This is a genomic window from Streptomyces luteireticuli (assembly GCF_041519305.1).
Classification (GTDB): Bacteria; Actinomycetota; Actinomycetes; order Streptomycetales; family Streptomycetaceae; genus Streptomyces; species Streptomyces luteireticuli.
This window is the reverse complement of the sequence record NZ_CP167927.1, coordinates 761791-775055: the sequence shown is the minus strand read 5'-3', so window position 1 is coordinate 775055 and position 13265 is coordinate 761791. Positions and strand designations below refer to the sequence as shown.

Here is a 13265-nt window from a genome sequence, read left to right as displayed (position 1 = left end):
TTCGACTCCCGGGGGCGGATGGAGGGTCGGCCGGGCGACGGTGTCAGCAGAAGCGCGTGTGGTACGTCGTGCAGTGCTGGCACGTGAAATCGGAGTCGGCGAGCCCGGCGCCGCAGTGCATCGACGGGTCCCCCAACTGCTCGTCGCTCTCCGGGAGTTCCTGGAGTTCGAGGACCTGGGTCTCCATGGTTCACTCACCTCTCGGGTCGGCATGGCATGGAGGCGTCACCATGCCACGGGCACAGAATTGCACGGGTGTTCGCCGTAGGGGAGAGGTTCCCCGGAGCCAAGTGCCAGAGGTGCGGCCCGGTCAGGCGAGGAGGAGCGCGCGGTCCCAGCCGGTCGCCGGGGCGGAGTCGGTGGCGAAGGTGTGCAGGGCGAGCGCCGCACCCGCCGCGCCGGTGAGGAAGCCGGCCGGGTCGCTGGTGAGCCCGTCGTGGACGAGGGGCGGGGTCAGGCCGAACGGGGCACCGGGATCGGCCAGTTCGAGGACGCGCTCGGCCAGCCAGGGAAGTCCGGCGCGCAGGACGGGATCCCCGGTGTCGTGCGCCATGCGCCAGGTGGCCTGGAGCAGACCGCCCCAGCCGTGGCACAGCCCCGCGTCCGTGAGCCGCCCGGCGGCCTGCTCCGCGTGGGCCCGCCGCGCGCCGGCGAGGGCGGCGCGCCAGGCGGCGACGGCGGTGTCGCGCCATTCGGGGACGTCCAGGGCGCGGCCCGCCAGGTACAGGGCCCGGGCGATGCCGGGCGTCCCGTAGCACCAGGACGGGCGGCCGGGGGCGGCCTCGTTGGCGACGGTCCCGCCATCGGGGCCGAGGACCACGGTCCGGGGCCACCAGGGTCCGTCGTCGCCCTGCTGCCGGATGTCCATCAGCCAACCGGCGAGGACGCGGACGGCGGTGTCCTGGCCCGGGACGGTCGCACCCGCCTCCCGCGCCAGGGCCAGCAGCGCCAAGGGGCCCGGAGCGCCGTGCGCCAGACCGACGTTGGCGTGCCCGGTCTCCGCCGTCGCCGGTGCCAGGCCCTCCTGGAGCTGCGCGGTCCACCAGCCCGGCAGACTCCGGCCGTCGACCCGCAGCGGCACGGTCAGCCCGGTGAGCGCGGTCAGGACCTCGGACAATGCCTCGGACCGGCCGGGGGAGTCGAGGAGATGGGCGTCGAGGAGATGGGCGCCGAGTCCCGCCAGGCCCGAGATGACGTCGTAGGTGCCGATCGTCACGCACGCGCCGTCCTGCGGGCGCCGCTGCCGCTCCCAGCGTGCCAGCCCCTGGGCGAAGTCCCGGACCTGCCCGGCGAGATGCTCGGCGGCCCGCAGCGGACGGCCGGCGGCCAGGGCGGCCCGGGTCAGGGCGAAGGACAGCGCCGGGACACCCTCGTAGAGCCTGGGGGCCTCGGCCGGGGCGGTCCGGGCGAGGGCCACGGCCTCGCCCAGCCACCGGTGGGCGGTGCGGAGGGCGCCCCGTTCGAGGTGGAGCAGGGCGATGCCCGGAGCGCCGTCGCTGAGGGTCAGGTCCAGTGCGGGGCCCCGCTCTCCGGCCACCTGCGAGGGCTCGGCGAGCCGCTGGGCGAGCTCCGCCGACAGGGCGGCCGCTCTCTGCCGTACGGTCATGCCCCGGCCCGCTTCCTGTCGAGATGGGAACGGACGGCCGTACGCGCCAGCGCGAGCGACTCCGTCTCGGCCTTGCGGTCGGTGCCCGCCAGACGGTTGTGATGCAGGTGCAGCAGGGACGCGGTGGCGGTGGCCTCGCTGCCCCACGCGGAGTCGCCGAGCCGGCGCAGGAGGGCTCCGTAGGCGGTGACGGCCGGCCCGCGCCGTTCCCAGACGCGCAGCAGCTCGGCTCCGCCCGGGAGTTGGCCCAGACCGTGCCAGTCGCCGCCGGGGTCGACGAGCCGGCGGGCCTCGCGCCGCAGGGCGGTCGGCGCGGCGCGGCGGCCCTCGGGGCCTTCGCCGTCCAGGAGGCGGTGCACGCCGTCCTCGCCGGCGTGGAAGCGGTGCAGGAGGTCGACGTAGTTCGCCGCCGCGAGGAGGCGCGGGTCCAGGGCGAGGGCGCCGGAGCGGGTGAGGGCCAGCTGCTCCAGGCAGGCACGGCTGTCGGCCTCGAAGGCGGCTTCGGCGGCGGCCATGGCCTCCGGCCCGCCGTACCGCTCCCACTCGGGGTCGTAGCCGTCGATGGCCAACCGGCCGCACAGGCCCTGCCGTTCGAGCTCGCGGTGCCACGCCCCCAGGCGCGGCAGGAGCGTGCCGCCGAGGTCGGCCGGTGTGCCGTGGAAGCGCAGCCGCAGGTGGGGTGCGGGGTCGCGGTAGCGCAGGAAGAACCATCGGTCGACGGATTCCGGCAACCGGCCCAGCAGCCCGGGGAGTTCGCGGACCAGCAGGGCGTCCTGGCGCTCCGGGGAGCAGTACAGCTTGGCGTGGAGCCAGGAGGAGCCGGGCCCGTGCGCGATACGCGGCCGGGCCGGGCCGAAGACGGGTGCCGCCGCGGTGCCGGCGGTGGTCCGCACGAGGGGGAAGGCGATCTCGGTGGGCCGTCCGCCGGCCCAGCCGTGGCCGTGGCCGTTCGCCGCGGGCGGCTCCTGGAGGTGCGCGCCCGGGCGCCGCTGCCACTCGTGCCGCAGGAGCTCCAGATGGGCCGGGTCGTCCAGGTCGAGGGGGATGCGGTGGTCCGCGTACACGGAGGAGACGTGGCGGGGCACTCCCGCCCGCGTCCGCCAGCGGGCGAACTTCCGCTTCCACAGCTCCGGTTCGGTGGCCGGTGCCTGCAGGGCGGGGTCGGCCGGGCGCCAGCGGGCGGGGGAGAGGACGGTCCGCCCGTGCCGTACACGGGGGAGGAAGGGCAGGGCGGCCACGGCCCCCCAGTCCCAGCCGGGCCACGCGCCCTCTCCGCTGCGGGCGATCTCCTCCAGGAAGCGGGCGAGGCCGGGGGCGTTGCCGCGCGGCAGCAGCATGCTGGGGAAGGTGGGCACGACCTCGCGGCCCAGGGAGACCGACACCAGGGCGAGCCGCCGGGGATCGGCGACGACGGCCAGGTCGGTGAGCGCGAGGCTGTGCGGTGCGGAGCGGTCGGTGAAGGACGAGACGGTGATGGTGCGGTCGAACCACCGGGGCGTGGTGGAGACGTTCGCGGCCCTGCCGGTGCGGGTACGGAAGGCCAACTGGGCGCGTACCGCCCGCGGGTTGCGGGTGGGGGCGGCGCGTACGACGCGGCCCAGGCGCTCGGCGTCCTCGCCGAGCAGATGACCGAAGCGCCCGGCGACCGCCCCCGCGACGCCCGACACCCCGCTGACGACCAGACGGAATTCGCCGGCCGCCAGGGCCTCGACGGAGTCGGCCAGCAGCTCGGTGAGGAGGTCGAAGGACGGCGGCGGACCAGGGGCGTCGGCCGGTGCTTCGCCGGCGCACAGGGCGGTCAGCAGCTCCTCGTCGAGGACGAGTTCGCGCTCGCCGGCGAGGGACGCCTCCTGGGCCAGGGCGAGCAGCAGCCGGTCGCGGGCGTCCGGGCCGTCTCCGTGCGCGGGGGCGGCGGACGCGGGCCCCGGCCCGTAGCCGGAGGGGAGGCCCAAGCCGCGCTCGGGGTCGAGGAGTTCCAGCAGCGGAACGGCCCGGTCCGTCCCGTACCGCTCCAGGAAGTCCGCGTGGAAGGCGCGCAGATGAGGGGCCCCGGGGCGGCCGGCGGCCAGGGCCGTCAGCGTCCGTGCCGCGCGTTCGGCCTCGGCCCGTACGGACTCGGGCAGGCGTATGCGCGCGTCCAGCGCGAGGTCCACCTGCACCGTGCGCTCGCCGGGCCGGAGTTGGCGCATCCGTGCGGTGACGGCGGCGAGCGCGGTCCGCCCCTGCCCGGGTGGGAGGCTTGCGTAGGCAGCCAAATCACGCCGTACGGCGGCGAGTTCGGTGACGACGGCGCGGCTGCCGGGGGAGAGCGCGGCCTCGTGGCCGGAGAGCAGACCGAGGACGTGGTCGAGGGGGTCGGTTCCGTCCAGCGGCGGGCGCAACTCGGTGAGCAGCAGTCCGCGACGGACGAGTTCGGCGGGCATGCGCTCCACCGTCCGCGCGGGTGCGTCGGGGTAGGCGGCGCGCAGCCGGTCCTGCAGCTCGGTCCAGGGGAGGGGCGTCGCGGTCAGTTCGAGGGTGCGGCGCACGGCCTCGGTGTGCCGCACCGACACCTCGTGCAGCGGCTGTTGCCCGTCGTCCGCCGTGGGGACGAAGGGCAGGACGAGCCGGTCGCCCCGGACCGTGCACAGGTCGTCGGCGGTGACGCGGAGCAGGGCCAGGACGGTGGGGTCGGCTTCCAGGCGGTCGACGACGCCGGACATCCAGCCCATGTCCGCCCGGGCGTACGGGGTGTGGCCGGTGCCCCAGTGGGCGGAGGGCCCGTCGGCGAAGCCGGCCGCGGCCACGCCCGCCATCAGGCCGAAGGGGGTGGCCCGTCCTCCCATGCGCAACCGGTAGCGGGTCACCGCCCGGGCGGCGCGCCGGACTTCCCTGTCCCGCGGGGTCCGGCCCGCGGCCACGGCGTCGAGGACGGCCGTGAGGGAGGGGCTGGCCAGGGTGACCGCTTCGTACAGGAGGGGGTCGGCGACGGCCTGTTCGAGCGCGGCGAGGCCGGTGGGCGCCGGGTCGGCGGCCGGGGCCGGCCGTACGGCCGCCCGCAGCAGTACGGGTTCGGCGCAGGCGAACACCGTGGATGCGCTGCCTGTTCGGTCGTTCGTGTCCTGTCGCACCGTCTGGCCCCTCTCGTTCCCCCGTGCCGCCGACGGGGCGGGCAGCCCCGTCGGCGGCCGTTCCGTCACCTAGCAGATGCAGCCGGTCTCGGGGTTGCAGATGCGGCCGGTGACGGGGTTGTGGGCGGTGAAGAAGCCGAGCGCGTCGGCCGCGCCGGTCTCGTCGAAGGACGGAGCGGCGATCTCTTCCACGTCGAGGTCGAACAGGTCTTCCATGGGAATTCCTCCTGTTGCCGATGGACCGGTCCGCTGTGTCGGCCGGTCATGGGAGGGACGCTAGGGACGTTCGATCAACAGTCGATCAACGCGCCGTCAATCGGCGGAATTTATCGCTCCGTTCATTCCCCCGCCGGGCGGCCGAGGGCTCGCCACTCCCGCCGGAGCATCGCGTAGACCAGGTCGTCCCGCCATGCGCCCTTGAAGAACTCGGTCCCCAGGAGGTGGGCCTCGCGGCGCATGCCCAGGCGTTCGAGGAGCCGGGCCGAGGCGGCGTTGTCCGCATGGCAGCGGCCGATCACCCGGTGCAGTCCCAGCACGTCGAAGCCCAGCCGCAGGACGGCGAGCGCGGCCTCGCCGGCGAAACCCCTGCCCTGGTGGGCGGGATGGAAGACATAGCCGAGCTCGCCCTGCCGGTGCTCGGCGCTCAGCAGGACCAGCTCCACCTGCCCGATGATCGCCCCCGCACCCGGCTCGACCACCGCCAGACTGAGACAGTCCCCGTCCGCGGCCAGCTCCGTCTCCCGGGCCATCTGCCCCACGACCGTCCGTATCCGCTCCGGTCCGCGCGGCTCCCACCGCATGAAGCGTGCGACGTCGGGCCGGTGCTGGTAGGCCCAGACGTCGTCGGCGTCCTCGGGAGTGAAGGGCCGGAGCAGCAGGCGGGCAGTGGCGACGGGGGTGTCGATGCGCAGCATCGGGCGACTGTATCCGGGCGGGTCCGCCCACCTCCTACGGGACGGTGCGGGGGAGGTCCTGCCGATCGCTTCCGTCGTTTACGCAGGGGGTTGCGGTGGGACGGCGGAGCGTTCCGCTGTCGCACGGGCCCCCGGCCCGGAGGGACGCGCTGCCGCGCGGCGGGGGAGCAGCAGCGGAGTCGCCAGCAGGAGCACACCGGCCAGGCCGATGGCCGTACGCGGGCCGAGCACGGTGCCCAGCACACCCCAGACGGCCGTCAGAAGGGCGGTCGAGGCCTTGGTCGTCACCGACCAGGCGGACAGCGTGCGGGTGACCCGATCGGGGGCGGTGCGCTCAAGGCGGTAGGTGGCGCAGACGGGGTTGAAGACCCCGCAGCAGAAGATGAGCCCGAGTTCGACGGCCGTCACCAGCAGCAGCCCTCCGGTGCCCGGACCCGGGAAGGCCAGGCCGATGGGCCAGAGCGCGCGCAGCGTCCCGGAGGCGACCAGGACCCGGTGCCGGCCGAACCGGGTGACGAGCGGCCGGGCCAGGCGGGAACCGAGCAGCCCGCCGATCGAGGGCGCGGCGAAGGCGAGGCCGTATTCCCAGGGCGCGAAGCCGAGCCGCCCGAGCATCAGGACGGCGAGCAGCGGCTCGGCGGCCATCACCAGGCCGTTGAACAAAGCGGTGTTGAAGAACAGCGGACGCAGCCTCGCGTCGGCGAGGACGTACCGCCAGCCGTCGAGCAGGTCCCCGGCCCGCATGCGCACCGCCTCCCGGCGCCCGGGCGGCGGCTCGTGCCCGCCCGTCGCGCGGATGCCCAGGGCCGAGAGCAGATAGCTGGCCGCGTCGGCCACCACCGTCGCCACCGGGCCGAGGAGCCCGATCGCCGCGCCGCCCAGCGGCGGTCCGACGATCGTGGTCGTCCAGGCCGTGGACTCGAACCGGGCGTTGGCGACGAGCAGGTCCTCGGCCGGCAGCAGCGTCTTCAGATACGCGCCGGAGGCGGCGCGGAAGGTGATGTCGGCCGCCGCGACGACGGCCGAGACGAGCAGGAGCTGGAGGAAGGTGAGCACGCCGAGCGCGAACGCGGCGGGGATCGTCAGCAGCGCCGCGCACCGCACCAGGTCCGCCGCGATCAGCACCGGCCGCTTGCGGCGGAACTCCACCCACGGGCCGAGCGGCACCGCCGCGGCGGCGCCCACCGCGGCCCCCACGGAGGAGAGCGCGGCGACCTCGGCCGGTCCGGCGTGCAGCACCCGGACGGCGATCAGTGGGAACGCGCCGAAGGCGAGCCAGGTGCCGAGCGCGCTGGTCCCGTACGCCCCCCACAGCCACCCGAACCGTCTCCCCAGCCGGTGCCCGCTCCGCATCCCCGACGCCCTCCCCGCTCACCCGCACAACCGATCCGTGATCGGAAGCATCAAAGAGGGCGCCAAGCCCGGGGATCAAACAACCACAGGCCGCCCAGCCACAACCAACGGTTGTGCCCGTAGGGTGTCGGCATGGACCTCGACGCCGTACGGACCTTCGTCGCCGCCGCCGACGCGGGGCAGTTCCAGGAAGCCGCCGCCGAGCTGGCGGTCACCCAGCAGGCCGTCTCCAAGCGCATCGCCGCACTGGAGCGCAAGCTCGGCGTGCGGCTGTTCACCCGCACCGCGCGCGGCGCCGGGCTCACCATCGACGGGCAGGCGTTCCTGCCCCACGCACGCGAGCTGCTGCGGGCCGCCGAGCGCGCGGTCGCCTCCGTACGCCCTGCCGACCGCCCGCTGCGCGTCGACGTGCTCACCTCGCGCAGCGCGCAGTCGGGCCTGCTGCGCGGCTTCCACGGCGCGCACCCCGAGATCGACCTCGACGTGGTGATGCTGTTCGACATCGAGAAGGCCGTCGGCGCCATCCGGTCCGGTGAGATCGACGCCTCCTTCCGCGCCGTCGCCGCGCCCGGCCGGCCCCTTCCCGAGGACATCGCGTCCGTCCGGGTCCTCGACGAGCCGCTCCAGCTCCTCACCGGACCCGCCCACGCGCTGGCGGGCGCCCGGTCGGTGACCCTCGCCCGGCTCGTCGGGCACCGGATCTGGATGCCCGGCGTCGTCCCCGGTACCGAGTGGACCGCCTACTACGACGACCTCGTCGCCGAGTTCGGCCTCACCATCGAGGCGACCGGCCCCAACTTCGGCTCCGACGCCCTCCTCGACACCATCGCCGACACCCCGGCCCTGGCCACCTTCATGGGTGCGGATTCCCGCCTCGTCTGGCCCGCCGGCCACGGCCTGCGCCGCATCCCGGTCACCGACCCGACGCCCGTCTACCCGCACTCGCTCCTCTGGCACCGCGACAACCCCCACCCGGCGCTGGCCACCCTCCGCGCCCACCTCGCCGCCACGGCGGCCGGCCGCGATGCTGTCGGGACATGGACGCCGGACTGGGTGCTGCCGCGCTGAACGCCGCCGTGTACGAACCCGTCCATCGCGTACGGCACCGTCCACCGAGTTGACCTTCAAGCCACTTGAAACCCGACAATCTCGCTCATGAACGACACCGCCCAAGAACTCATGAGCATCGGCGCCTTCGCGCGCTGCGTCGGACTCACCCCGAGCGCGCTGCGCTTCTACGACGACTGCGGAGTGCTGCGCCCCGCGGCCGTCGACGGCGCGACCGGCTACCGTTCGTACGCCCCGGCGCAGGAGGCCCGCGCCGTCCTGGTCCGGCGGCTCCGCGAAGCTGGCCTGCCGCTCACGGACGCCGCCGTCGTCCTCGACGGAGCTCCCGAGGAGGCCCGCGCCGTTCTGGAGGAGCACGCCCGGCGGGCCGGAGAGACCGCGGACGCGGCCCGCTCCGTGATCGGCGGGATCCTCGACGGCCTGCCGGGCGCCGCCACCACGACCACCGCCCGCGTCGACGGTGCCGAACTGGCAGGCGCCGTACGGCAGGTGGCGTCCGCGGCGGCGACCGGGGCCGCGCGCGAGGAGTTCCCCGTCCTCGGCGGTATTCTGCTCGAACTCGGAGGCCAGGAAGTGCGGTTGGTCGCCACCGACCGCTACCGGCTGGCCGTCCGCGCCCTGTGGCCCGACGCGGCCTGCGGCCCTTCCCGCCGGATCGTCGTGGACGCCCATGAGATGAGGGAGATCGCCGCCTGGGCCCTCCGTCTGCCCGAGGTCGTCATCGAGGCCGACGAGCAGGGCGCGCGGCTGCGCGGCGGAGGAGAGGAACGAGCCGTGGCGGCCGTCGGGGGAACGTTCCCCGACTACCGGCTCGCCCTCGACGACCGGCCGGCCCTCCGGCACCGCGTCATCACGGACCGGTCCGCCCTGCGCACGGCCCTCGCCGAGTCCGGCGGCACCGGACCCGTCACCCTGCGTACGGCCGGCCGGCACCTCGCGCTCGACCGCCGCGACGCCGAAGGGACCGGGCTGCCCGCCGTATGCGTCGGCGAGCCGCCGTGTCTCGCCTTCGACCCCGAGCTGTTGATCGCCGCCCTGGACGCGGGAGTCGGCCCGGACGTCCTGATGGAGATCGAGGCGCCGGACCGGCCGGTCGTGATCCGCTCCGCGGACCAGGGCAGTTTCACCACGCTGGCGATGCCGGTCCTCGTCCCCGAGGCAGCCCGACCCCCGGCGAAGGGAAAACGGCTCGCTCTTCGCGGCCGTCGGATGTGATCATGGTCCGGTCCGACCGCCGCCTCGCCAGGGGAGCCCTCCAGCCGTGCAACAGCCCGTTCCCGCCGACCCGACCGTCCTGCACCCGGTGCCCGGCCAGGAGCGGGTGGTGCTGCTCAAGCCCCTGGTCACGTCGCCGCTGATCGACGTCGGCGAGTTCACCTACTACGACGACCCCGACGATCCGACGGCCTTCGAGACCCGCAACGTGCTCTACCACTACGGGCCCGAGCGGCTGGTCATCGGGAAGTACGGTGCGCTGGGCACCGGCGTCCGCTTCATCATGAACGGCGCCAACCACCGCATGGACGGCCCCTCGACGTTCCCGTTCCCCATCATGGGCGGCTCGTGGGCCGACCACATGGACCTGATCACCGGACTGCCCGGGCGGGGCGACACCGTGGTCGGCAACGACGTGTGGATGGGGAACGGGGTGACGGTGATGCCCGGTGTCCGCATCGGACACGGGGCGGTCGTCGCCACCGGCTCCGTCGTCGTGGACGACGTCCCCGACTACGCGATCGTCGGCGGCAACCCCGCCCGCGTCATCCGTCACCGGTACCCCGCGGAGGACATCGCGCGCCTGCTGGCCGTCGCCTGGTGGGACTGGCCGGCCGAGCACATCACCCGGCACGTCCGCACGATCATGGCGGGCAGCGTCGAGGAGCTGGAAGCGGCGGCGCCGTAGGGGGTGTTCGGCTCGGGCGGGCCACGTTCCTTGCCACGGTCGGTTCGAGCGGCGGCCCGAGGGCCTCAGGTCCGCGGTCTGTCCCCGTTGCGCAGGTCCGGGTGGCCCGCGGGGGAGGTGCGCAGGCGGGAAATCAGCGCTCCGCCATACGTGGCGGCCAACGGGGCGACGAACCATAGGACAAAGGCGTAGGGGAACAGCCAGGCGGCGCCGATGCTGAGGACGAACCAGAGGCCGACTCCCCAGGAGGCACCGGCGTGCCGGTGGATTTCTGCGGGATCGCCGGTGACCAGTCCGCTGTTGCCGGCGATGTCCTTGATGACGGCCTCGCAGAAGACCATGGCCGCCATTGTGCCGGCGAACAGAGTCTGCGCCAGCGGATTGCCGATCGATGTGCCGATGACCGCTGTCGGGAACGGAAGGAACGCGACCAGCAGCAGGAACGGCGCGTGCCAGGCCGTGAAGGCCCTCGACAACCCGCCGATCCGGTCCATCAGTTCATGGTGGCGGCGCCACACCGACCAGAGAAGGACGAACGCCAGCGCGAACGCCAGGTAGGAGTTCCGCCGGTCCACCAGGAAGCTCCCCAGCGCACGAACCGACACCAGTTCCTTCTCGTCCGGGCGCCCCAGTTCGACAGCCAGCAATGTCATCGCGATCGCGAAGATCGCGTCCGTGAAAAAGGCCAGCCTCTCGGGCGAGAGCCCTGGCTCCGGCCGAGCAGGCCCGCTCATTCGAACTCCCGGACATCAGTATGTGTTTGTGGCCTTGGGGAGTGCTGGTTGCGAGGGGGAGCAGATCATTGCCGATCCTGGTGTGAAAGGGATCGGCAATGGGTGGGGACGGAAAGGCCTTTCAAAGCTCTCTGAAGCGTGGTGGGTTGGTGCCCGAGGCTGCGTGGCCCGGCAGCCAATTCAGCCCATTCTTTCCGATGGTCGTGATGACAACAACCCCGCCTTGGCGGCAGTCATCGTGCTTCGGTACGCCTGCTTGCCGTCGGCGCCCGGGCCGTGGGCAGATGACGGTCCGGGCGCCGGCGACGGGGGCACCGTCGGCAGCGGACCTCAGGCCCTGGGCTGGGTGAAGCGGATCCGGTTGCCGAAGGGGTCGCGAAGTCCGCAGTCGGTACCGTACGGGCGGTCGGTGGGTTCCTCGGTGAACTCCACGCCCCGGCCCAGCAGCGTCTCGTACGTCTTGCGGCAGTCGTCCGTGGTGAAGATGAGCCACCCACCCATCGCACCCTTGGTCACCAACTCGCGGACCTGCTCCGCGGTCTCCGGGGACATCGCCGGAGCGCCCGGCTTCTCCAGCAGGATCTGGCGCTCCGGATGACCGGGAACGCCGACGGTCAGCCAGCGCATGAATCCCATGTCGACGTCGGCGGTCACCTCCAGGCCGAGCTTGCCGACGTAGAAGTCGAGGGCCTCGTCCTGGTCCAGGACGTATATCTGCGATTGCGTGATGGCGTTGAACATGTGCATCAATTTACTGTGCGAACGAGACGAAAACTTATCCAAAACTGCTCGGTCGACGGATGCCCCCGGGCAGGGCGGACACTCAGTCGCTCGGCCGCGTCCACGCCATCGTGAAGCACGTCGGCACGCCCGCGGCCACTGCTTCCCTGCGGTACGTCCTCGGCGACCGCCCGACGATGCCGCGGAACGTGCGGCTGAAGGTTCCAGGACTGCCGAAGCCGACCTGGAAGCAGATGTCCGTCACACTGCGGTCGGTCTCCCGCAGCAGGAACATGGCACGCTCGACCCGGCGGCGCTGCAGATAACGATGTGGCGTCTCGCCGAACGTGGCACGGAAGGTGCGCGTGAAATGTGCCTCCGACACATGGGCGATCCGGGCCAGGGCCGCCACGTCCAGCGGCTGCGCGTAGGCGCGGTCCATAGCATCCCGGGCCCGGAGCATGCGGCGGTTGGTCTCTTCTGCAGTGCGACTCACGGCGCCATCACATCACGGCTCTCCGTACGGCTCTCCGTCGCCGTGGGACGGGTGGCTGCGGTGCCGGTGCCGACCCCGTACGCTGTTGCGGTCAACGGCGCTCTTCGTGTGCTCGCGATTCGGGGTGGTGGGCGTGTCTTCACCGGTGCGCGCGTACGGCCTTCACGATCTGACGGCTCCGCTGGGTGCGGTGGCGTTCCGGCGTGACGTTCACGGCCGGACGTTCCATCTGTTCACCGGCGAGCCGGGGGACCGGTTCGACGCGCTCTTCGGCTGGCAGGACCTCAACTCCCTCTTGTCTCACCACAGATTGACTCCTCGTCAGCTACGGGTGGTGCGCGACGGCAAGCTGATCGCCTCCGACGAGTACATGGTTCCGGAGCTGACCCGGCGGCAGGTGCCCTGGCACCGCCTGGACCCGGGCGCGCTGGCCGCCGAAGCGCGCTCCGGGGCGACGCTCGTACTGAGCGAAGTGGACGCCTTCCATGCCGGAGTCGGGCGCCTGGCCGCGGCCGTCGAGCACGAGCTCCGCGAACGTGTCGAGGTGACCGCGTACGCCGCGTGGCCGGGAGCGAAGGGGTACGGGACGCATCGCGACGACCACGACGTCCTCGTGCTCCAGCTCGGCGGCCGCAAACGGTGGCGGCTCCACGGCCGCGCGGCGGGGCCTGCGGGGGCGGCGCTGGCCGCCGACGGGACGGCCGGACCCGCGGTGGCGGACGTGGTGCTGGAGCCCGGGCAGGTGCTGTACCTGCCGCGCGGCTGGTGGCACAGTGCCTGCGCCGAGGAGGGTCCGTCGCTCCATCTGACGCTCGGGGTGTGGCGCCCCACGGCGGCGGATCTGCTGGGCTGGCTCGGCTCGGTGCTGCCCGACGACCCGGAACTGGACGTGACGGCGGTACGCGACAAAGGGCCCGGGGCGCGGGCCGGCGTGCTGTCGAGGTTGCGTGCCGCCCTTGACGAACGGCTCGCGGATCCGGCGGTGTTGGAGACGTTCTTCGCGGAGCGGGACGCCGCCCACCCCGCCCGTACCGCCTTCGCCTTCCCGTACGCGGCGGCGGACGGCCCGGTCGCATCGCCGGACCCGGAACCGGACCTGGACGCGGGCGTTCGTCTGACGGCCACCAGAGCGGTGATCGAGGAGTCGCCGCACGGGGTCGTGCTGCGGGCGGGCGGTGCGGCACGGCGCTTCGACCCGGCGTTGCGCCCCGTCCTGTCCACGCTGCTCACCGGACGGACGGTCGCGCTGGCCGACCTGGCCGCACATCTGGACGGCGACCGGGCCGCGGTCCGTCGCGCAGTCCTCGACCTGCTCGCGGCCGGTCTGCTCACCGTGGAGACCGCCTGAGGCACCACCGCGT

Annotated in this window: 13 protein-coding genes; 4 read left to right on the top strand and 9 right to left on the bottom strand. The window is 73.5% G+C overall.

The features are described from left to right. Positions 1-43 precede the first annotated feature (43 nt). The 6 genes from AB8735_RS03345 to AB8735_RS03320 form a co-directional block, all read right to left on the bottom strand. Positions 44-187, bottom strand: a complete 144-nt coding sequence (locus tag AB8735_RS03345) for a hypothetical protein (RefSeq protein WP_372405251.1) — start codon at positions 185-187, stop codon at positions 44-46. Between the two features lie 123 nt (positions 188-310). Next, the gene (locus AB8735_RS03340) at positions 311-1606 is read right to left on the bottom strand and encodes a lanthionine synthetase C family protein (protein ID WP_372405248.1); all 1296 of its coding nucleotides are present in this window, start codon (positions 1604-1606) and stop codon (positions 311-313) included. Continuing rightward, entirely contained in the window at positions 1603-4716 is a 3114-nt protein-coding gene (locus tag AB8735_RS03335; RefSeq protein WP_372405245.1) for a lantibiotic dehydratase, read from the bottom strand. Before AB8735_RS03335 ends, AB8735_RS03340 begins: the two co-directional genes overlap by 4 nt. Positions 4717-4785: 69 nt before the next feature. After that, complete coding sequence (locus tag AB8735_RS03330) at positions 4786-4932, bottom strand: hypothetical protein (RefSeq protein ID WP_344026916.1); 147 nt, start codon at positions 4930-4932, stop codon at positions 4786-4788. Positions 4933-5054: 122 nt separating this feature from the next. Then, positions 5055-5630 (bottom strand): GNAT family N-acetyltransferase, encoded by a 576-nt coding sequence (locus AB8735_RS03325; protein ID WP_372405242.1) that lies wholly within the window; start codon positions 5628-5630, stop codon positions 5055-5057. Positions 5631-5708: 78 nt separating this feature from the next. Beyond that, positions 5709-6983, bottom strand: a complete 1275-nt coding sequence (locus AB8735_RS03320) for an MFS transporter (protein ID WP_372405239.1) — start codon at positions 6981-6983, stop codon at positions 5709-5711. Between the two features lie 132 nt (positions 6984-7115). On the opposite strand from AB8735_RS03320, the gene AB8735_RS03315 reads away from it, so the two are divergent. The 3 genes from AB8735_RS03315 (at position 7116) to AB8735_RS03305 (ending at position 9954) form a co-directional block, all read left to right on the top strand. Beyond that, positions 7116-8051, top strand: coding sequence for a LysR family transcriptional regulator (locus AB8735_RS03315; RefSeq protein ID WP_372405236.1), 936 nt, complete (start codon positions 7116-7118; stop codon positions 8049-8051). Between the two features lie 87 nt (positions 8052-8138). Next, positions 8139-9266: a MerR family transcriptional regulator gene (locus tag AB8735_RS03310; RefSeq protein ID WP_372405234.1), complete on the top strand. Its 1128-nt coding sequence runs from the start codon at positions 8139-8141 to the stop codon at positions 9264-9266. A gap of 46 nt (positions 9267-9312) precedes the next feature. Continuing rightward, positions 9313-9954 carry a CatB-related O-acetyltransferase gene (locus AB8735_RS03305; protein WP_372405231.1) on the top strand — a complete coding sequence of 214 codons (642 nt, stop codon included), beginning with the start codon at positions 9313-9315 and terminating at the stop codon, positions 9952-9954. A 65-nt stretch (positions 9955-10019) separates the two neighbouring features. On the opposite strand, the gene AB8735_RS03300 is transcribed toward AB8735_RS03305, so the two are convergent. From AB8735_RS03300 to AB8735_RS03290, 3 genes are all read right to left on the bottom strand, one after another. Next, positions 10020-10688: a TMEM175 family protein gene (locus AB8735_RS03300; protein WP_344026904.1), complete on the bottom strand. Its 669-nt coding sequence runs from the start codon at positions 10686-10688 to the stop codon at positions 10020-10022. A 330-nt stretch (positions 10689-11018) separates the two neighbouring features. Continuing rightward, entirely contained in the window at positions 11019-11429 is a 411-nt protein-coding gene (locus AB8735_RS03295; protein ID WP_344026902.1) for a VOC family protein, read from the bottom strand. An 82-nt stretch (positions 11430-11511) separates the two neighbouring features. Next, the gene (locus AB8735_RS03290) at positions 11512-11904 is read right to left on the bottom strand and encodes a helix-turn-helix domain-containing protein (protein WP_372405227.1); all 393 of its coding nucleotides are present in this window, start codon (positions 11902-11904) and stop codon (positions 11512-11514) included. A gap of 133 nt (positions 11905-12037) precedes the next feature. Between AB8735_RS03290 and AB8735_RS03285 the strand changes: the two genes are divergently transcribed. Next, the gene (locus tag AB8735_RS03285) at positions 12038-13252 is read left to right on the top strand and encodes a cupin domain-containing protein (protein WP_372405225.1); all 1215 of its coding nucleotides are present in this window, start codon (positions 12038-12040) and stop codon (positions 13250-13252) included. Positions 13253-13265: the final 13 nt, after the last annotated feature.